The organism is Sphingomonas sp. Leaf38, from assembly GCF_001421825.1.
Lineage (GTDB): Bacteria > Pseudomonadota > Alphaproteobacteria > Sphingomonadales > Sphingomonadaceae > Sphingomonas.
On sequence record NZ_LMLD01000012.1, the window covers coordinates 105,503 to 125,189 of the forward strand.

The following is a 19,687-nucleotide window of genomic DNA, read 5'->3' on the forward strand; positions in this document are numbered from 1 at the left end:
GTAGAAGTGGTTACGCCTTCGGCATCGACGCCATGTCGATGACGAAACGGTACTTCACGTCGCTCTTGACCATGCGGTCATACGCCGGCTCGATCTCGTCCATGCGGATCATCTCGATGTCCGACACCAGGCCGTGCTCGTTGCAGAAATCGAGCATTTCCTGCGTCTCCGCGATCCCGCCGATCAGCGAGCCCGCCAGCTGGCGGCGACGGAAGATCAAATTGCCGACCGAGGGCGACGGATGCGGCTCGGCAGGCACGCCGACCAGAGTCATCGTGCCGTCGCGCTTGAGCAGCTCGAGGAACGGGTCGAGATTGTGCGGTGCGGCAACGGTGTTTAGGATGAAGTCGAAGCTGTTCATATGCGCCGCCATCGCATCGGCATCCTTCGACACGATCAGGTCCTTCGCGCCGAGACGCTTGGCGTCGTCGCGCTTGTTCGGCGAGGTCGAGAAGACATAGACCTCGGCGCCCATCGCGTTGGCGATCTTGACGCCCATGTGGCCGAGACCGCCGAGACCGACGATGCCGACCTTCTGGCCGGGGCCGACCTTCCAGTGCTTGAGCGGCGAGTAGGTGGTGATGCCCGCGCAGAGCAGCGGCGCGACGGCGGCGAGATCGGCCTCGGGATGCGAAACCTTCAGAACGAAGCCCTCGTCGACGACGATATGATCCGAATAGCCGCCGAAGGTGTGGCCGCCGAGCACGGGATCGGGGCCGTTATACGTGCCGACGAACCCGGTCGTCTCGCAATATTGCTCCTCGCCGTCGGTGCACGACGGGCACGTACCGCAGCTGTCGACCATACAGCCGACGCCGGCGATGTCGCCGACCTTGAACTTGGTGACGTCGCTGCCGACTGCGGTGACGCGGCCGACGATCTCGTGGCCCGGAACGCACGGGTACAGCGTGCCTTCCCACTCGCCCTTGGCGGTGTGGAGATCCGAGTGGCAGACGCCGCAGAACGCGATGTCGATCGCGACGTCGGTCTTGCCCGGCGCGCGGCGCTCGAAGCTGAACGGCGCGAGCGGCGTTGCGGGGGATTGCGCGGCAAAGCCGTGGGCGGTGGTGGTCATGCTATTCCTAAATTCTGACTGGCAGAACGCGATATACGCACGGGAAACGGCTTATCTACCGAGCGGTACGGTAATTTTTGCTGCATTGCGGCAATCGGGTGGGTCGATCACGCCATCAAAACCAGCAGCCACCCCGGCGAAGGCCGGGGCCCAATTGGAAAGGTCGCAGTAACGGTGCGCAGACCTTTGCCAGCGCCGTCCCCCAATTGGGCCCCGGCCTTCGCCCGGGATGGTGCATCACATCGATGTGGTGGATCGAGATACAGGCGCAGGCGTCCTTGCTGGCGTTCCTCTTCGCCCTGCCCTAAAGCGCCGACACATTCTTATACCAAGGGCATATCATGGGTTTTCGCTGCGGCATCGTGGGGCTGCCGAACGTCGGCAAGTCCACCCTCTTCAACGCGCTGACGCAGACGGCCGCGGCGCAGGCGGCGAACTATCCGTTCTGCACGATCGAGCCGAACGTCGGTAACGTCGGCGTGCCCGACAAGCGGCTCGACTCGCTGGCGAAGATCGCGGGTTCGCAGAAGATCATCGAGACGCAGCTCGGCTTCGTCGACATCGCCGGCCTCGTGCGCGGCGCGTCGAAGGGCGAAGGGCTCGGCAACCAGTTCCTCGGCAACATCCGCGAGGTCGACGCGATCGTCCATGTCCTGCGCTGTTTCGAGAATGGCGACGTCACGCATGTCGACAACAAGGTCGATCCGATCGCCGATGCCGAGACGGTCGAAACGGAACTCATGCTGAGCGATCTCGAAAGTCTGGAGAAGCGCGTCCCCAATCTCGCCAAGAAGGGCATGCAGGGCGACAAGGAAGCCAAGATCGGCGCCGCCGTGCTCGGCCAGGCGCTCGAGCTGCTGCGCGAAGGCAAGCCCGCGCGGCTGACGGTGCCCAAGGACGAGGACGAGGCGCGCGTGTTCGCACAAGCGCAGCTGCTGACCGCCAAGCCCGTCCTGTACGTCTGCAACGTCGACGAGGGCGATGCCGCGAACGGCAATGCGCTGTCGGCGCGGGTGTTCGAAAAGGCGGCGGCCGAGGGCGCCGAGGCGGTCGTCGTGTCGGCGGCGATCGAGGCCGAGATCGCAACGATGCCCGCCGAGGACCGCGGCGAGTTCCTGGGCGAGCTGGGACTGGAAGAGACCGGGCTCGCGCGCGTGATCACCGCGGGGTACAAGCTGCTCCAGCTGCTGACCTTCTTCACGGTCGGCCCGAAGGAAGCACGCGCCTGGACCGTCCATGCGGGCGCGACCGCGCCGCAGGCGGCGGGCGAGATCCACGGCGATTTCGAAAAGGGCTTCATCCGCGCCGAGACGATCGCGTATGACGACTTCATCGCGCTGGGCGGCGAATCGAAGGCGCGCGAGGCGGGCAAGCTGCGTGCCGAGGGCAAGGCGTATGTCGTCCATGACGGCGACGTGATGCACTTCCTGCATAGCTGAGGCCCCGGCCACGCGGCGCGGGCAGTGACGAGTCAGCCGCGATACGGCTCGCAGGCGATCCCGTCATTGTCGCCGTCCATCCCCGGGCGGTAGCCGGGCTGCCCGCGATAGATCGGCGCAGCGCCAGCGGCTCGAGCTTCCCGACAGCCACTATAATAGACCGAGCGCTGCGATTGCGTCGCTTGGGGTGCGCTCGGTCGTCCATAGGGTCGTCCATAGGGCGCCCGGACGACGTTATAGGGCGCGCTATCCTCCGCAGCGACGGGCACGATCGGTCGGGAGCGGACGACGGCATCCGCCTCGCTCGCGTTCGCCTCAGGCGATCGGATCGACATCGGTGCCGACGGCCCGGGATCGGATGCGGCAACGACCGACGCTGGCGCGGTTGCGGTCCAGACCCCGGCGAACATCAGCGCCGAAGCACCGGCGGTGGCGATGATGAAAGAGCGGCCCATCGTGCGATGCTAGGTCCACCAGGTTGACGAAAGCTTAGCACTTCGTTGCCTGGCCACGCTTTCGTCCGCCGACCGACACGGGTAGAGAGCCGCGCATTCGGGACTCGTTCGGGACGACACGCATGAAGACTGCTTCGACGTTCATCGCGCTCGCGCTCGCCGCCGCGCTCGCCGCCGCGCTCGCCGGGTGTGCGTATCCTTACACGCCCCCTGCCCTCGCGCCGATCAGCGCGCCTGCTCCCATCACGGCAGCGACCGCGATGCCGGCTTCGGACGTGCGCGCGCCTGTCACGATCCTCGTGTCGATCGACGGGTTTCGGCCTGATTATCTCGACCGCAGCGTGACGCCCAACCTCAACCGGCTACGCGCGGGCGGGGTGTTTGCGAGCATGCGGCCATCCTTTCCCAGCATCACCTTTCCCAATCACTGGACGCTGGTGACGGGTCTGCGGCCCGATCGCAGCGGGATCGTCGGCAACAAAATGGAGGATCCCGCGCGGCCGGGCGAGACCTTCACGATGGCGAGCGACGATCCGTTCTGGTGGAGCGAGAGTTCGCCGATTTGGGTCGATGCGGAAAAGGCGGGGATCCGGACCGCGACGATGTTCTGGCCGGGCGCGAACGTCGCGGTCGGCGGCATGGTCAAGCCTGACAGTCACGGCGCGATCGACGGCGGGACGCGACCGAAGGACTGGCAGCAGTTCAACCAGCAGGTGTCGGGGACGCAGCGCGTCAACGCGGTGCTCGACTGGATGCGGCGCCCGGCGGCGATCCGGCCGAAGCTGGTGACGCTGTATTTCGATACGGTCGACAGCGCCGGCCATGCGGACGGCCCCGACAGCGCGGGCGTCACGCGCGCGATTGCGGACGTCGATTCGAGCATTGGCGCGCTGGTCGACGGGCTCGCGGCGCTCGGCCAGCGTGCGAACCTCGTGATCGTTGCCGACCACGGCATGGCGGCGACGAGCAGCGACCGGGTCGTCGCGCTCGACATGATTGCGGACAAGGCGGATTACCGGACAGTCGAGACCGGGCCCTATGCGACGCTGTTCGCGGTTCCGGGGCATGAGGCGGCGCTCGAGGCGCGGCTGCTCAAGCGGCACGACCATCTGCAATGCTGGCGCAAAAGCGAGATCCCCGCGCGGTTCCATTATGGGCGCAACCCGCGCGTGCCGAGCTATCTCTGCCTCGCCGACGTCGGCTGGCGAGTCGATCCGAGCGCGCCGACCAAGACCTTCGGCGGGGGCATGCACGGCTATGACAACATGGCACCCGAGATGCGCGCGCTGTTCCTTGCCAACGGGCCGGCGTTCGCACGCGGCAAGACGATCGCGAGCTTCGACAATGTCGCGATCGAGCCCCTGCTGCGCGACCTGATCGGGTTGCCGGCGGAGGCGGGGCTGGACGGCACCGCCGCGCCCTTCCAGAAGGTGCTGCAACGATAAGAGGAGAGGCGCGCATGCAGTATTTCGAGGACATCGAGGTCGGTAGAACCGCGTCGTTTGGCCATTATGCCGTGACCCGCGAAGAGGTGATCGACTTCGCCACGAAATACGATCCGCAGCCGTTTCACCTGTCCGACGAGGCGGCTGCGGCGACGCATTTCGGGCGGCTGTCCGCTAGTGGGTGGCATACGTGCGCGATGACGATGGCGATGCTGGTCGCACATCTGAAGGAGAACCGTCAGGCGGGACTCGGCTCGCCGGGGATCGACGAGCTGAAATGGGTGAAGCCCGTCTATCCGGGCGACACGCTGCGGTGCGAGAACGAGGTGCTGGAAAAGCGCGTGTCGGCCAGCCGGCCCGAAATGGGGATCTTCAAGAGCCGGATGCGCGTGTTCAATCAGGACGACGTGCTGGTGATGACGTTCGTATCGAACGGGCTGGTGCAGACGCGCCCCCAAGACGCGCCTGCACCGTCCGCCTAGGCCCGGCGCGCCTTAGCGTGGCGTGCGGTTGCCGCCGCCGCCGCGATTGCCGCCGCCGAAGCTTCGATTGCCACCGCCATTGCCGCGATTCTGGCGGAATTCTCGGCGGTCCTGCCGGGCTTCGCTGCGATAGCCCTGGCGCGCGTCGCGCCGCTCGCCACGGAACTGGTCACGGGTGATCTGCCCGTTGCGGAGTTGTCCGCGATCCTCGCGGCGGTCCTGGCGGAAATCGCGATTGGCCTCGCGACGATCCTGGCGATAGTCGCGCGCCGCAGGGCTGTTGCCGCGCGCAAAATTGCCCCAATTGCCGGCGCCGCGATAGTTGCCGCGGCGTCCCTGCCAGTAACGCTGCTGATCACCGTTCCAGCGATACGGGCGACGGTTGCGATCATAGACGTACACGCCCGAGCCGGGATAATAATAATCCCCGCTCCAGCCATAATAGGAATTCAGGCCGCCATAGCCTGCAAAGCCGTCATAGCCGCCGCCGTAGCCGCCACCATATCCACCCACACCGTAGCCGCCGCTATAATATGGGTCGCTCGCATAGCCGAGGCCTGCGCCGCCATAGCCATAGCCGTCGGTGCAGCCGGCAACGCCGAGTCCGAGGCCCAAGGCCAAGCCGATAATGCCGAAGCGCTTCATAAACATGAAAAATCTCCCGTACGTGGAGAGCGGACACAACGCGCCGCCATTCGTCGCACAACGGACTCGGTGTGTCGCAAGTTCCATGAACGGGATCTGACGGAGGTGACGGCCGCAGCGAACAAGCTTTGGGCTAACCGGCCCGAGGCCACCCTTTCCGGCTGAGGCCGGTGTCCAATAGCGAGGACAGGAGTGACTGCGCGCAGCCTTCCATGAGCGCCGTTTCCCAACTGGACCCCGGCCTCCGCCGGGGGGATATTCAGGGGGGCGCAGGTCCGTCCGCTCCGAGGACGAGCTTGGTGCGAGCGGTGGATGACGAAGCGTGACAGCGCCGGCCCGGCAATCTTTTCGGTCCGCAAATCGACGGCGGCTGATGTGGCGCGGTGGCGGTAGACACGGCCGGGGAAACCCACGTCGAAGATCATGGCCACACCCTAGCTGCTCCCCCGCGGAGGCGGGGGGCCAGGGTGGCGGGGTGCTGCGGTACTTAGCTGGGCCCCCGCATCCGCGGGGGAACGGTTTTTAACAGCGCTGGTGTCCTGCCGGAAATCGGTCAGCGCCACGGGATCAGTGGCGTGTCATCAGTGGCCGGGGAAGTCGATCAGTGCCGTGGCGTCGATGCCGTCGGCGCGCAGTGCCTCCGCGCCCCCTAGATCGGGGAGGTCGACGAGGAACTGCGCTTGCGTCACCACGGCCCCCGCCTTGTTCAGCAGGCGGACCGCGGCGCGCGCGGTGCCGCCGGTTGCGATCAGGTCGTCGACCAGCAGGACGCGGGCGCCGGGCGCGAAGGCGTCGGCGTGGATCGCGATACGGTCCGTGCCATATTCGAGCGTATAGTCTTCGGCGATCGTCGCGCCGGGCAGCTTGCCGTCCTTGCGGATCAGCAACACGCCGGCCTTCAGCGGCGCGGCGAGCGCGGCGGCGAACAGGAAGCCGCGTGCCTCGATACCCGCGACGAGATCGACCGGGCCCGAGACCACCGCGACCATCCGCGCGATCGCGGTCGCCCAGCCGGTCGGGTCGAGCAGCAGGGTGGTGATGTCGCGGAACTGGATGCCGGGCTTGGGGAAGTCCGGAATGGTGCGGATCAGCGCCTTGAGGTCGGCGTTGCGCTCTTCGGTATCGGACATGGGCGTTCCCTTCTTCGCACTGGCGGCAGACGTATCGCGCCGCCGCACTACGGCCAAAACGAAAGCGGCGGATCGGGCTGTTCGCCCGTCCGCCGCTCCCTCTATCCGTGCGCCCTTACCGTGGGAGCCCTGCGAGCATCAATGCTTAACGTCGCGCCAGACGTTCTGATATGCGCCCCAGGCGAGCCCGCAGAAGATCAGGATGAAGATGATCGACGCGAACCCGGCGGCGTGACGCGCCTCAAGGTTGGGCTCAGCGGTCCAGGTCAGGAACGCCGCGACGTCGGTCGACATCTGCTCCTTGGTGGGCTTCGTCCCGTCCGCATAGGTCACCTGACCATCCGAGGTCAGCGGCGGCGGCATCGCGATGTTGAGGTTCGCGAAATACGGGTTGTAGTGGAGACCCTCGGGCGTCTTGATGTCCGGGAATTCCTTCAGCAGCGCCGCCGGCTGCGTCGTGTAGCCGGTCAGCAGCGAGTGGACATAGGCGGTCCCCTCCTCACGCGCCTTGGTTATGAGCGACAGGTCGGGCGGCAGCGCGTTGTTGTTCGCGGCGCGGGCGGCGACCTCGTTGGCGAACGGCAGCGGGAAGCGATCCGACGGGATGTTCTTGCGCGTCGCCGCCTCGCCCGTTTCCGGGTTGATCGACGGCTGTTCGATCACCCACTGGCTGGCGATCGCCTTAACCTCGGGCTCCGAATAGCCGATCTTCTGCAGGTCGCGGAACGACACCAGCCGCAGCGAGTGGCAGGCGGCGCAGACCTCCTTGTAGACCTGGAAGCCGCGCTGGAGCTGGCGACGGTCGAACTTGCCGAACACGCCGTTGGAGGCAAGCTCGAGTTCCTTGGGATGCTTGTGCGCGACGCTCTCGGCCGAGGGCGCGACGGGGTCGGTGATCGCCCCCGAGATGCTGCCGAAGAGCGCGATGCCAAGCACCAGCACGAAGGCCGCGCCGACGATGGATGCGATGAGACGAACCATGTGTGTGTCCTCGAGTTCGTATCAGTGCGCGGCGTGCGGCGTGGACGACGTCGGCGACGTCTCAAGGGCGGTATGCGCGGGGCTGGTCCCGCCATGATTGGCCAGCACCGCCTCGGTGATCGAGTTGGGCAGCGGCCGAGGCCGTTCCGACCGCGAGATCAGCGGCAGGATGATCAGGAAATGCGCGAAATAATAGGCTGCGCAGATCTGGCTGAGGATCACGTAGAACGCGTTGGCGGGGGCGCCACCGCAATAGCCGAGCACTAGGATGTCGGCGACCAGCACCCAGAACGCGATCCGCGCCTTGGGACGGTAGTTCATCGAACGGACCGGCGAGCTGTCGAGCCAGGGCAGGAAGAACAGCAGCAGGATCGAGCCGAACATCGCCAGCACGCCCCACAGCTTTGCCGGCAGGATGAAGTCCGCGGTGAAGGCGCGCAGGATCGCGTAAAACGGCCAGAAATACCATTCAGGCACGATGTGCGCGGGCGTCGAGAGCGGGTTCGCCGGGATGTAATTGTCCGGGTGGCCGAGATAGTTCGGGAAGAAGAACAACAGGCTGGCGAACACGAGCAGGAAGATGCCGAGCCCGAAGCCGTCCTTCGCCGTGTAATAGGGGTGGAAGGGCACGGTGTCCTGCTCGCCCTTCACGTCGACGCCGGTCGGGTTGTTCGAGCCGGGGATGTGCAGCGCCCAGATGTGCAGGATGATGACGCCCGCGATCACGAACGGCAGCAGATAATGCAGCGAGAAGAAGCGGTTGAGCGCGGCGTTGTCGGGCGCGAATCCGCCGAGCAGCCAGATGCGGATGGTGTCGCCGACGAGCGGGATCGCCGAGAAGAACCCGGTGATGACCTGCGCGCCCCAGAAGCTCATCTGCCCCCAGGGAAGGACATAGCCCATGAACGCGGTCGCCATCATCAGCAGGAAGATGACCACGCCAAGCAGCCACACCATCTCGCGCGGCGCCTTGTACGAGCCGTAATAGAGCCCGCGGAAGATGTGCGTGTAGACGACGATGAAGAACATCGACGCGCCATTGGCGTGCGCATAGCGCAGGAACCAGCCCGCGTTGACGTCGCGCATGATGCTTTCGACCGAATCGAACGCGACCGCGCCGTTGGCGGCGTAATGCATCGCCAGCACGATGCCGGTGATGATCTGGATCGCCAGCGCGGCGCCGGCGAGGACGCCGAAGTTCCAGAAGTAATTGAGGTTGCGCGGGACGGGATAGCCGCCGCCGAGTGAATTGTAGACGAGCCGGGGAACGGGAAGCCGCTCGTCCAGCCACCGCGTCAGCGGCAGCTTCGGTTCGTATTGCTTGGCCCAGGGAAAGCTCATGTCAGTTTCCTCAGCCTACCGTGACGACGGTGTCGGAGTTGAAGGCATAGTCCGGCACGTGGAGGTTGGTCGGTGCAGGGCCTTTGCGGATGCGCGCGGCGGTGTCGTAGGCCGAGCCGTGGCACGGGCAGAAATAGCCGCCGAACGGGCCCTTGTTCTCGCCCTCGCCCGCGCCGAGCGGGACGCAGCCGAGATGCGTGCAGACGCCCAGCGTGATCAGCCAGTTCTTCTTGCCCGCCTTGGTGCGCTGCTCGAGCGTCTGCGGATCGCGCAAGGTCGAGATGTCGACCGCGTCGGCTTCCGAGATTTCCTTCGGCGTCAGGTTGCGGACGAACAAGGGCTGCTTGCGGAACGACGTCTTGATCGCCTGGCCGGGGAGGATCTTCGACAGATCGATCTCGGTGGTCGACTGTGCGAGCACGTCGGCAGAGGGGTTCATCTGGTTGATGAGCGGCAGGACGATCGCGACCGCGCCGACCCCGGCGAAGGAAACCGCTGCGATATTGATGAAATCACGGCGGCGAGGGTCATGGTCCTCTTCGTGAAACGGCTCTGGCGATTCGCCGGGAGGAACCATGTCGTCGACTGTCGCCATTCATCTCGCCCTTGCACGTTATTTTTTTCGTGGCCGACTGGGTTGCCCGGTTTCGCGAAACCCTATCCCCAATCCACCCGACCGTCCCCACGGAGGCTGCGTTCTGATAGACGGCGTGACCGCGCTTTGCCAACTCCCTTTTGCTTTGGGTTACTGCCACGCTAGAGGATCCGGTATGCGTATTGCCCTGTATCAGCCCGATATCGCCGGAAATGTCGGCGCCATCCTGCGCACCGCCGCGTGCATGGGGATCGGCGTCGACCTGATCGAACCAATGGGATTCACCTGGAGCGAAAAGGCCGTGGCGCGCTCGGGCATGGATTATGTCGGCGCGCTCGACGTCGTTCGCCATGTCGACTGGGAGACGTTCCTGCGCCAGGCGACGGGGCGGATCGTGCTGCTGACGACGAAGGGTGCGGTGCGGCTGGACGTGGCCGCGTTCCGCGACGACGACATATTGCTGATGGGGAGCGAGGGGACCGGGGTGCCCGAGGACGTGCATGCGCGCGCCGACCTGCGCGTGCTGATTCCGATGCGGCCCGGCTTGCGATCGATGAACATTTCGGTGGCGACGGGGATCGTCGCGGCGGAGGCGCTGCGCCAGACGGGCGGCTGGCCAGCCTAGCGCGTGGTCGGACGAACACGGTCGATTACGCGCGCCCGTCATCCTGACGAAAGTCAGGACCCAGGGCCACAAACGGCGGCGCCCGTTACCCCGGGTCCTGACTTTCGTCAGGATGACGGGTGGCTGTGATAGGCGCTGTATGCAGATCACCTGCCCCCTCCCCGTCCCGGGGAGGATTTGGTAGGGATGGCGCCATGATCGACCTCGACCCCCAGCAAGCCGCCGCCCGCCACTGGTTCGAATCGCTGCGCGACCGCATCTGCGCCGAGTTCGAGGCGATCGAGCGCGAGGCCGGCTCCGACGCCGCGTTCGCCTATACGCCGTGGGATCGCATCGACCCGTCGGGCGGGCCCGGCGGCGGCGGCGTGATGGGCGTGATGAAGGGTCGCGTGTTCGAGAAGGTCGGCGTCAACGTCTCGACCGTCGGCGGCACGTTCGAGGGCGAGTTCGCCAAGTCGATCCACGGCGCGGGCGAGGATCCCCGCTTCTTCGCGACCGGGATCAGCCTGGTCGCACACATGGCCAACCCGCATGTCCCCGCGGTGCACATGAACTGCCGCTTCCTCAACACCACCAAGCGCTGGTTCGGCGGCGGCGGCGATCTCAACCCGCCGCTGCCGATCGAGGAGGACACGGCCGACTTCCACGCGACGGTGAAGGCGGCGTGCGACGCGCATGATCCGGCGCACTATCCGCGGTTCAAGGAGTGGGCGGAGACCTATTTCTACATCCCGCACCGCAAGGTCGGCCGCGGCGTGGGCGGGATCTTCTTCGATCATCTCGACGGCGATTTCGAGACCAACTTCGCGTTCACGCGCGATGTCGGCGAGGCGTTCCTCGACGCCTATCCGCGGATCGTGCGGCGGCGGATGAACACGCCGTTCGATGCGGCCGACGAGGCGCGGATGCTCGAATGGCGCGGGCGCTATGCCGAGTTCAACCTCGTCTATGATCGCGGCACGCTGTTCGGCCTGAAGACCGGCGGCAACATCGACGCGATCCTGATGAGCCTGCCGCCGCGCGCGGTGTGGTCGTAGAATGGCGCTGATCCCGGTCGCCGGCGACACGCTGGCGACGATCGTCACGACGCTCGAGATGCGGACGCGGCCGCCGCTTCGGCCGAGCCCGGGATCGCGGTTGCGACTGGTGCGGTGGGATAAGCCAGCGCTGGACAAATACCGCGCACTGTTCCGGCGGATCGGCGGTCCGTGGCTCTGGTTCTCGCGGCTGGTGATGGCGGACGATGCGCTATCGGCGATCGTTCATGATCCGGGGATCATGGTGTATGCGGTGCTCGATCCGGCGGGGATCGAGGTCGGAATGCTCGAACTCGATTCCCGGCAAGCGGGCGCGTGCGAAATCTCGTATTTCGGGCTGATTCCCGAACTGGCCGGGCAAGGTCATGGCCGCTGGCTGATGACCGAGGCGTGCGCGCGCGCCTGGGCGAAGGGGGTGACGCGGGTCTGGCTGCATACCTGCACGCTCGATCATCCCAGCGCGCTGGGCTTTTACCGCGCGCAGGGGTTCGTGGCGGTGAAACGGACGATCGAGACGTTTCCCGATCCGCGGGCGTCGGGGGTGCTGCCGTCGGAGACCGCGCCGCAGATCCCGTATCTGGCGAAGCTGGGGTAGCTCGCAAGACATGGTTCTCCCGCGAAGGCGGGGCCCCAGACTGGGCTCCCGCCTTCGCGGGAGACCAAGGAGGCGGAAGGTGCCGGCGTCTTGCGCTGCCTCTTGAGTCGCGGCCCTACCGTGCCAGACGGCGGTAGGCCGAGATCGCGATCAGCGCCATCGCGATGCCCGCCGCCATGGCCGCGACCGCGGCGCCCGCATCGACGATCGCGAGCGCCACGGGATTGGGCTCGCCCCCGTCGCGCAGCGCGCGGTCGAGCATCATGAACGGCGCGCCCGCAAGCCAGCCCGAGATGTAGCTGAACGCCGCCAGCCCCATCAGCGGCAACCCGGCGCCCCGGCTCAGCACGAAGCTGCGGCGGATCGCGCCGAGTGCGCCGAGCGGGGCTTCGGCGAACAGCGCCGGCCCGGTCAGCATCGTCCGGCCAAGAATGTAGAGGCCGGGGATCGCATACAGCAGCAATCCCGCCCCCGCCGGCAGCGACACGATCACCATCGCCAGCAGGAAGCGCGGGAAGATCCGCAGACAGCGCGTCAGGCTGGTGCGCAGATCGAGCCGATCGCGGTCGAGATACAGCGCGTAGAACAGCGACGTCCCGAAGAAGCTCGTGACATAGGCGAGCAGATACCAGCCGCCATGCGCCGCCGCCCAGCTCTGCACCGCATCGGCCCAGGCCATCGCCTGCACCTCGTTGTCGCCGGCACCCGCCACCGGCATCGGCGGATCGGGGACGACGAGCGCGAGCGCGAAGGCAGGCAGGAACAGGAACGGCGCGGCGATCCGCAGCAACAGGTCGCGGTCGCGCTTGAACAACGTCCAGGCATCGGTGAGGACGGTCGCGAAATCGAGCTTCATGGGGCGGCGTGTTTCTCTCTGACGGCGACATAGAGCTGCGCGGTGAAGACCGCGGCGAGCACGGTGAAGGCGGTGGTGACGATCGTCGCGGCGATCCCCGACACGAAGGTCGCAGTGACGATCCCGTCGGCGCCGAGCGCGAGGCGGAAGATGACCCCCGTCACCGACTGCGCGGCCCAGGTCGAGACGAGCATGACGATCGCGAACAGGATCAGGACGCCGATGATCCGCCATGTCAGCCCCCTGGTCAGCTGGACCGAGCGCCGGATCGCGCCGATCCCGCGGCGTTCGTTGAGGATGACCGGGTTGAGCAGCACCAGCCGCGCGCCGATCCAGAGCGCCGCGACCAGATAGGCCAGCGCGTAGAGCCCGGTGAACCCGGCCGCGCCGGCGCTGGGCGGGGTCATCTGCACGCTGCTGCCACTGGCGGCGGCGGAAACATCGAACCCCGACTGGATGAGGACGATCACCGGCGGCACCGCCAGCAGCAGCGCGAGGACCGTGAGCAGCGCGGTGACGCCGAGTGCGGGCAGCAGGCGCGCCCCCGCCTGGCGACGCGCGGAGGCCGCGTCGGTGGCGGGATCGGTCGCGATCGCCACGATCGCGAGTTGCGCCCAGAGCAGCGCGGCCAACGTCCCGATCGCCAAGATGACCCCGACCAACGCAAACGATATCGTGCCCGGCGTCGCATAGGCGACGAAGCCGTCCCGAACGACGCTGGGCAATAGCATGCCGACCAGCGCGATCGGCGCGATCATGCCGGTGCGACCGTTGAGCACCTCGACCGTGCGGTCCCAGACTGTTCCCATCTTCACCATGCGCCGAACTCCCCGTTCTCGTTCCTGCGCGGACTAGCCCAACCCCCCGCGCTTGACCACATGGTTGCGGGATAGATGCTGGGCGCGTCGTGGTTGCAACTTGGGCGACGGGTGCGCAATTGGGATCGGTGACCAGCCCCCTGCCCCCCGAGATCGAATGGCGCACCAGCGCCGGCCTCACCCCCTATGCCGATGCGCTGGCCGAGATGGAGGCACGCGCGGCCGCGGTCGGCGCCGGCGAGGCGCGCGAACTGCTGTGGATGCTTGAACACCCGCCGATCTACACCGCGGGGACCAGCGCCGATCCCGGCGACCTGATCGATGCGCGCTTTCCGGTGATCCCGACCGGGCGCGGCGGGAAATACACCTATCACGGGCCGGGCCAGCGGATTGGCTATGTCGTACTCGACCTCACCAAGCGCGGGCGCGACGTGCGCTGCTACGTCCATGCGCTCGAATCCTGGGTGATCGCGGCGCTAGGCGAACTTGGCGTCGCGGCGTTCGCGGTCGAGGGCCGCGTCGGCATCTGGACGCTCGATAAGGGACGTGAAGCGAAGATCGGTGCGATCGGCGTACGCGTGAAACGCTGGGTGACGCTGCACGGCTTTTCGGTCAACGTGGCGCCCGACCTGGCCCATTTTGGTGGCATCGTCCCGTGCGGCCTTCCCGAATACGGTGTTACCAGCCTGCAATCGCTTGGCATTTCGGCGGACCTTGCAACCTTCGACGCTGCGCTTGCGTTGACGGTCGATGCTTTCCTTGAAACAGTTTCTTGTCCTCAAGAAAACGAGGCTTGAGGGCAAAGCGTTATCGGATTAATGTCCACTACGATTTGGGTATTAAGGGCGAGCAGCCAGCCAAATCCTCTATCTAGGGAGCTTCCACATGCGTGCACTCATTTCCAAGGTCCTGACCGGTTCGCTGATCGCCAGCGCGGCACTCGCCGTGTCGGCCTGCGGTCCGAAGACCGAGACGACCACCGACAACACGATGGTCACCGACATGAACGCCACCGAGGGCATGGACACCATGACCGACAACATGACCGCCGTTGACGGTGCGTCGAACGGTGGCATGATGGCCAACGACACCATGATGGCGAACGACACGATGATGTCGAACGACACCATGATGACCAACAACGCGATGTAATCGTCGCGAGGGCCAGCCGCCTCGGCAGCCGGCCTTCAAAGACATTGCTTGTGTGAAGGGCCGTCCGGGCAACCGGGCGGCCCTTTCGCGTTATCGTGCACCGGGACGCGATACCGGGGATGATGAGGCAACCCGGCCGGTGCGCAAATGGCCGTAGAGCTGGGTCGTTTCGCAGCCGTCGAATCGACCGGCGGCCCGCGCGAAATCGTCCTGCCCAAAAGGTTAAAATCGCTTGGGGGTTTGACGGAAACGCTTTAGATTCGTCGACTTGGAATGCCCTGGGGAGGTTTGAATGAAGGTGTTGCGTACCGCGCTCGCGCTATGCGTAGCGTCGAGCGGGCTCGCTATGGCGCAGTCGGCGTCGGCGCAGTTTTTCTTGCAGTCGCGCGATTTTTCGGGGGCGGCTGTCACGGGTGATGAATCCGACCTGGGTCAGGTGTTGCCCGGCGCCACGTCGACGGAGACGCGCGCCGCTTTGGTGTGGCACATGCGCGCCGCGCTCAACGTCGCGGCGCTCCAGTGCCAGTTCGAACCGACCCTGCTGACGGTGCCGAACTATAACGCGATCCTCGCCGATCACGGCGAGGAATTGAAGGGCGCGTTCGACACGCTGACCAAGTATTTCCTGCGCGTGAACAAGGCAGCGGGCCCCAGGGCGGGCCAGGCCGCGCTCGACCAGTTCGGCACCCGGACCTATTCGAGCTTCGCCACCGTCGCCGCCCAATATGGCTTCTGCCAGACGGCGGCGTCGATCGGTCGCGATGCGGTATTTGCGCCCCGCGGGCATTTCGCCGACGTGGCGCTCGCCCGCTCGCGCGAGTTGCGCAACAGCCTGATACCGTGGGGCGAACAGCGTTTCCCGCGCTATATCGGCCGGGACCGCAACGCCCCCATCGTGCGCTTGGACGCGATCTGCTGGGACAAGAAGGGCGAGTGGGTCGTCAAGAAATGCGGTGCGCAGAACTGGCCGCCGGTCGGCCTGGGCATAGCCGGACGGTAACAAGGCCGTCCTGCTGGAGGCCGCCACCCTCCGGGGCGACGTCCCGGCGGACGCCGCCCCTCTCTTTTGAGACAGGGCGCGGCGGCGATGGTCAACGGTATCGGGCGGGTCGGCGCGTGCCGGGATGCCGGACGCGCGACAGCAGCATCGCAGACCCCATCTTCCCCGCGGGTCGTTCAGCGCAATCCGAGCAGCTTGTGCGTCTGCAACGACAATCGCCACTGCGGCCGCTGCATCACCGTCTCCACGCACGCCTCGCGGTTCGCGTCCGCCTGCGGATCGTCGAGCGGCTGGAGCAGCAGGTTCGCGAAATCCCAGGTTTCGATATCGGCGATATCGGTGCCCGGTTGCGGCCAGACCAGTTTCAGTTCGTCGCCGGTGCGCTGGACGACGATGCTGCCCGCCTTGGGGCTGATGCAGACCCAGTCGATGCCGGGATGCGCGGCAATCGTCCCGTTGCTCTCCATCGCGATCCGGAACCCCTCGGCATGGAGCGCATCGACGATCGCATCGTCGATCTGGAGCATCGGTTCGCCACCGGTCAGCACGACGAAGCGGTCGCGCACGCCCTCGCCCCAGAAGCCCGCAACCGCCGCGGCGAGCGCCGGCGCATCGACGAACTTGCCGCCGCCCAGCCCATCGGTCCCGACGAAGTCGGTATCGCAGAACCGGCACACCGCGGTGCTGCGATCCTGTTCGCGCCCCGACCACAGGTTGCAGCCGGCAAACCGCACGAACACCGCGCGACGCCCGGCGTTGACGCCCTCGCCCTGCAGCGTCAGGAACATCTCCTTGACCGCGTAGCTCATCGTCAGACGGGCTTCACGGCGTAGCGCGTCGGGTCGGCGATCCCCGCCTCGTCGAAGCCGCGCGCGCGCAGGCGGCAGCTGTCGCACTCGCCGCAATGCAGACCACCCGGCGCGGGATCGTAGCACGACCAGCTCAGGCCGAGGTCGAGCCCGAGCCGCGTACCTTCGCGGACGATATCCGCCTTGGTCATGGTCTGCAGCGGCGCCTGGATGCGGAACGGATCGCCCTCGACACCGGCCTTGGTCGCGAGTTCGGCGAGCCCTTCGAACGCGGCGATGAACTCGGGGCGGCAATCGGGATAGCCCGAATAATCGAGCGCGTTGACGCCGATATAGATGTCGCGTGCGCCCGCCGCTTCCGCCCAGCCGAGCGCGAGGCTGAGGAAGATCGTGTTGCGCGCGGGGACGTAGGTCACCGGAATGCCGCCGCCGTCTTCGGTCCCCACGCCGTCCTTCGGCACGTCAATATCGGCGGTCAGCGCGGAGCCGCCGAATGCGGACAGGTCCATCGGCAGGACGATATGGCGTTCGGCGCCGAGTGCATCGGCGATCCGCCGCGCGGCGGCGAGTTCGACGCGGTGGCGCTGGTTATAGTCGAACGAGAGCGCGAGCAGACGTTTGCCCGATTCACGCGCCAGCGCGGCGGATATCATCGAGTCGAGCCCGCCCGAAACGAGCGCGACCGCAAAAGGAGCAGGAGATGTCATGATGCGACGTCCGCTAGGCCAGCGGCGCGCAAAAAGAAAGGGGCCGCCCAGTGAGCGGCCCCCGAAGGTTGGCGCGAACCGCGCCATAAGGGAGAAAAAACGTGCCGAATAAAAGCACCGGTTCAGGGCTAGCGGCAAAGGGTGAAAAGGACGTTAACGCTCCGTTTATCCCTCTCGCCCCCAAGACGAGCCAAGGCAGCGCCCTAGGAGAGGGCCCCTGGCCTGGGCGGCCCCACGATCAATCCCCTCACCTCGCATGCGTGCGTCGCGGGCTGGTCTGGCTTTACCCAGGACGAGGAATTACTCACCCACCGCCACTGGGAATTTCTTCGCGCAGAATGCGCAGTCGACGATGATGAACCCCGTCTCGTCCGCCATCGAGCGCCGTTCATCGATCGGGAATTTCGAGATCACGCCCTTGATGTACGCCGGATCGCAGCGGCAGCCGCGTGTGATCGGGATGTCGGCGAGGATGCGGACATCCTCCTCCTCGTTGAACAGCCGCCACACGAGCGTCTCCAGCGGCAGCGCGGCGTCGGTCAGTTCGTCTACGCCCATCGTGTTGCCGAGCGTGGCGACATGCTCCCATTCGGGATGGTCGAGCTTGGTATGCAGCCGCTCGCGGCCGTCCTCGCCCTCGGGGAGATGCTGGAGGAACAGTCCGCCCGCGACACAGCGACCGTCGGGGCCCTTGGCCATGCCGGTGCGGACCATCGTCGGGATCTGTTCGGACTGCGTGAAATAGCTCTGCGCCGCCTCCGACAGCGTGTCGCCATCGAGCGGGACGATGCCTTGGTAGCGCTCGTTGCTGCTCGCCATGTCGAACGTAATTGCGAGATAGCCCGCGCCGAACAGCGCGAACAACGACGGCTCGGCGGGGGCCTCGGCGAGCTTGTCCGCGTCATATTCGATATAGCCACGGACTTCGCCGCCGCGGTAATCGCAGACCAGCAGCTGGACGACGCCATTGTCGGTGCGCGTCTGCATCGTCAGCTGGCCGCTCGCGTCCTTCAGCGTCGAACCGATCAGCGCGGCGAGCGTCAGCGCCTCGGCGAGCAGCTTCTCGATCGCGGGCGGATACGCGTGCGCGGCGAGCACCTCGTCGAGTGCGGTACCGAGCCGGACGATCCGGCCGCGCGCGCTGCGCGTGGGGATCGCAAACGCCAGCGCGCGGTCGAGATCGGTCATGTTGGGGTCGTTCACCATCATTCCTTCGTCATTCCCCATCGCGTCGTCATCCCCGCGCAGGCGGGGTTCCAGAGCGGCAAACGCTCATGGTCTCGACGCCGGCTCGGAGTTTATGGATTCCCGTCTCCACGGGAATGACGGAAATGGGGGCGCGCGGGCGCCCGATCAACCGATCGGGTAATCTGGCGATCGCCCGTTCTCGCTCCCGTCCGTCACCCCAGCGAACGCTGGGGCATCCCGATTGGCGGACGCAGCGGCCCAAACGGGGAGATCCCAGCTTTCGCCGGGATGACGGACGGGGTTCAGACTAGCCGATCTGGCCGAAGCACCAGCGCAGCACCGATTTCTGCGCGTGGAGGCGGTTTTCGGCTTCCTGCCAGATCAGCGACTGCGGGCCGTCGATCACCTCGGGCGTGACCTCCTCGCCGCGGTGTGCGGGCAGGCAGTGGAGGAACTTCGCGTCGGGCTTGGCCATCGCCATCAGCGCGGCGTCGACCTGGTACGGGGTCAGCGCCTTCAGCTTGGTCTCGGCATGCGCCTGCCCCATCGAGATCCAGGTGTCGGTGACGATGATGTCCGCCCCCTCGACCGCCTCTTGGGGCGATGCGACGACCTTCGCGCGGCCCTTGCCGAGCGCGACGTCGGCCTCGGTCGGCTGATAGCCTTGCGGACAGGCGGCAACGACGTCGAACTGCATCAGCCCCGCCGCTTCGACGATCGAGGCGAGCACGTTGTTGCCGTCGCCGAGCCACGCGAGCTTGAGGCCGGGCAGCGTCTTGCCACTCTCGATGATCGTCAGCAGGTCGGCCATGATCTGGCAGGGATGCGATGCGTCGGTCAGGCCGTTGATGACGGGGACGCTGGCGTAATGCGCCATCTCCTCGATCTTGGCGTGATCGTCGGTGCGGATCATGATCGCGTCGACATAGCCCGACAGAATGCGCGCGGTATCCGCGACCGATTCGCCGCGGCCGAGCTGCATCGAGCCGGCGTCGGACACGATCGAGGTGCCGCCGAGCTGGCGGATCGCCATGTCGAACGAGAAGCGCGTGCGCGTTGAATTCTTCTCGAACACCATCGCCAGCGTGTGGCCGGCGAGCGGCGCGTCGGCATCGGCGCGGCCCTTGGGGAAGCCGGCGCGCGCCGCCTTGCGATCGAGCGCGTCGGCCAGCATCGCGGCGATGCCGTCGGCGCCGGCGTCGGTGAGATTCAGGAAATGGCGGGTCATATCATCCTCCCCGGCACGGGGAGGGGGACCGTTCGCATGGCGAATGGTGGAGGGGGCCTCCACGAACGCGACACGTCGGGGCGA

22 protein-coding genes are annotated in these 19,687 nt (G+C 66.4%); 9 read left to right on the forward strand and 13 right to left on the reverse strand.

All coding sequences use genetic code 11. The features are described 5' to 3' along the window. Positions 1-10: 10 nt before the first annotated feature. A complete protein-coding gene (locus tag ASE88_RS16030; RefSeq protein ID WP_056479836.1) occupies positions 11-1,075 on the reverse strand; it encodes an NAD(P)-dependent alcohol dehydrogenase in 1,065 nt (354 codons plus the stop codon). 341 nt (positions 1,076-1,416) lie between these two features. On the opposite strand from ASE88_RS16030, the gene ychF reads away from it, so the two are divergent. Further along, on the forward strand, positions 1,417-2,514 hold the full coding sequence (gene ychF, locus ASE88_RS16035) for a redox-regulated ATPase YchF (protein WP_055880966.1): 1,098 nt from the start codon (positions 1,417-1,419) through the stop codon (positions 2,512-2,514). Positions 2,515-2,546: 32 nt separating this feature from the next. Here ychF and ASE88_RS16040 read toward each other — a convergent pair whose 3' ends face one another. Continuing rightward, complete coding sequence (locus tag ASE88_RS16040; RefSeq protein ID WP_056479839.1) at positions 2,547-2,969, reverse strand: excalibur calcium-binding domain-containing protein; 423 nt, start codon at positions 2,967-2,969, stop codon at positions 2,547-2,549. A gap of 122 nt (positions 2,970-3,091) precedes the next feature. Between ASE88_RS16040 and ASE88_RS16045 the strand changes: the two genes are divergently transcribed. Next, entirely contained in the window at positions 3,092-4,414 is a 1,323-nt protein-coding gene (locus tag ASE88_RS16045; protein ID WP_056479842.1) for an ectonucleotide pyrophosphatase/phosphodiesterase, read from the forward strand. 14 nt (positions 4,415-4,428) lie between these two features. After that, positions 4,429-4,896, forward strand: coding sequence for a MaoC family dehydratase (locus tag ASE88_RS16050; RefSeq protein ID WP_056479845.1), 468 nt, complete (start codon positions 4,429-4,431; stop codon positions 4,894-4,896). Between the two features lie 12 nt (positions 4,897-4,908). Here ASE88_RS16050 and ASE88_RS16055 read toward each other — a convergent pair whose 3' ends face one another. From ASE88_RS16055 to petA, 5 genes are all read right to left on the reverse strand, one after another. Beyond that, positions 4,909-5,547, reverse strand: a complete 639-nt coding sequence (locus tag ASE88_RS16055; RefSeq protein WP_156357069.1) for a hypothetical protein — start codon at positions 5,545-5,547, stop codon at positions 4,909-4,911. Positions 5,548-6,122: 575 nt separating this feature from the next. Continuing rightward, the gene (locus ASE88_RS16060; RefSeq protein WP_056479851.1) at positions 6,123-6,671 is read right to left on the reverse strand and encodes an adenine phosphoribosyltransferase; all 549 of its coding nucleotides are present in this window, start codon (positions 6,669-6,671) and stop codon (positions 6,123-6,125) included. Positions 6,672-6,809: 138 nt separating this feature from the next. Beyond that, entirely contained in the window at positions 6,810-7,652 is an 843-nt protein-coding gene (locus tag ASE88_RS16065; protein ID WP_055880987.1) for a cytochrome c1, read from the reverse strand. Between the two features lie 21 nt (positions 7,653-7,673). After that, positions 7,674-8,993 carry a cytochrome b gene (locus ASE88_RS16070; RefSeq protein WP_055880990.1) on the reverse strand — a complete coding sequence of 440 codons (1,320 nt, stop codon included), beginning with the start codon at positions 8,991-8,993 and terminating at the stop codon, positions 7,674-7,676. Positions 8,994-9,003: 10 nt separating this feature from the next. After that, positions 9,004-9,570, reverse strand: a complete 567-nt coding sequence (gene petA, locus ASE88_RS16075) for a ubiquinol-cytochrome c reductase iron-sulfur subunit (RefSeq protein ID WP_055882319.1) — start codon at positions 9,568-9,570, stop codon at positions 9,004-9,006. Positions 9,571-9,763: 193 nt separating this feature from the next. Here petA and ASE88_RS16080 point away from each other — a divergent pair, with 193 nt between their 5' ends. The 3 genes from ASE88_RS16080 (at position 9,764) to ASE88_RS16090 (ending at position 11,845) form a co-directional block, all read left to right on the forward strand. Then, positions 9,764-10,213, forward strand: coding sequence for a tRNA (cytidine(34)-2'-O)-methyltransferase (locus ASE88_RS16080; protein WP_056479853.1), 450 nt, complete (start codon positions 9,764-9,766; stop codon positions 10,211-10,213). Positions 10,214-10,407: 194 nt separating this feature from the next. Next, on the forward strand, positions 10,408-11,250 hold the full coding sequence (gene hemF / locus ASE88_RS16085; RefSeq protein WP_056479856.1) for an oxygen-dependent coproporphyrinogen oxidase: 843 nt from the start codon (positions 10,408-10,410) through the stop codon (positions 11,248-11,250). Position 11,251: 1 nt separating this feature from the next. Beyond that, positions 11,252-11,845 carry a GNAT family N-acetyltransferase gene (locus tag ASE88_RS16090; protein ID WP_056479859.1) on the forward strand — a complete coding sequence of 198 codons (594 nt, stop codon included), beginning with the start codon at positions 11,252-11,254 and terminating at the stop codon, positions 11,843-11,845. 115 nt (positions 11,846-11,960) lie between these two features. Here ASE88_RS16090 and ASE88_RS16095 read toward each other — a convergent pair whose 3' ends face one another. Next, positions 11,961-12,701, reverse strand: coding sequence for a hypothetical protein (locus tag ASE88_RS16095; protein ID WP_055881002.1), 741 nt, complete (start codon positions 12,699-12,701; stop codon positions 11,961-11,963). Beyond that, entirely contained in the window at positions 12,698-13,519 is an 822-nt protein-coding gene (locus ASE88_RS16100; protein WP_056479862.1) for a hypothetical protein, read from the reverse strand. The genes ASE88_RS16095 and ASE88_RS16100 overlap by 4 nt, the downstream gene beginning before the upstream one ends. A 128-nt stretch (positions 13,520-13,647) precedes the next feature. Between ASE88_RS16100 and lipB the strand changes: the two genes are divergently transcribed. The 3 genes from lipB (at position 13,648) to ASE88_RS16115 (ending at position 15,671) form a co-directional block, all read left to right on the forward strand. Beyond that, a complete protein-coding gene (gene lipB / locus ASE88_RS16105; protein WP_156357070.1) occupies positions 13,648-14,316 on the forward strand; it encodes a lipoyl(octanoyl) transferase LipB in 669 nt (222 codons plus the stop codon). Between the two features lie 88 nt (positions 14,317-14,404). Continuing rightward, the gene (locus tag ASE88_RS16110; RefSeq protein ID WP_055881015.1) at positions 14,405-14,671 is read left to right on the forward strand and encodes a hypothetical protein; all 267 of its coding nucleotides are present in this window, start codon (positions 14,405-14,407) and stop codon (positions 14,669-14,671) included. Between the two features lie 292 nt (positions 14,672-14,963). Continuing rightward, the gene (locus tag ASE88_RS16115; protein ID WP_055881019.1) at positions 14,964-15,671 is read left to right on the forward strand and encodes a hypothetical protein; all 708 of its coding nucleotides are present in this window, start codon (positions 14,964-14,966) and stop codon (positions 15,669-15,671) included. 176 nt (positions 15,672-15,847) lie between these two features. Here ASE88_RS16115 and queE read toward each other — a convergent pair whose 3' ends face one another. The 4 genes from queE to argF all read right to left on the reverse strand — a co-directional run bounded on the left by queE (position 15,848) and on the right by argF (position 19,603). Next, a complete protein-coding gene (queE, locus tag ASE88_RS16120) occupies positions 15,848-16,480 on the reverse strand; it encodes a 7-carboxy-7-deazaguanine synthase (protein WP_056479868.1) in 633 nt (210 codons plus the stop codon). Between the two features lie 2 nt (positions 16,481-16,482). Continuing rightward, positions 16,483-17,187: a 7-cyano-7-deazaguanine synthase QueC gene (gene queC / locus ASE88_RS16125; protein WP_055881027.1), complete on the reverse strand. Its 705-nt coding sequence runs from the start codon at positions 17,185-17,187 to the stop codon at positions 16,483-16,485. 300 nt (positions 17,188-17,487) lie between these two features. After that, a complete protein-coding gene (locus ASE88_RS16130; RefSeq protein WP_056480363.1) occupies positions 17,488-18,393 on the reverse strand; it encodes an Hsp33 family molecular chaperone HslO in 906 nt (301 codons plus the stop codon). 289 nt (positions 18,394-18,682) lie between these two features. Then, positions 18,683-19,603, reverse strand: a complete 921-nt coding sequence (argF, locus tag ASE88_RS16135; protein WP_056479871.1) for an ornithine carbamoyltransferase — start codon at positions 19,601-19,603, stop codon at positions 18,683-18,685. Between the last annotated feature and the right edge of the window lie 84 nt (positions 19,604-19,687).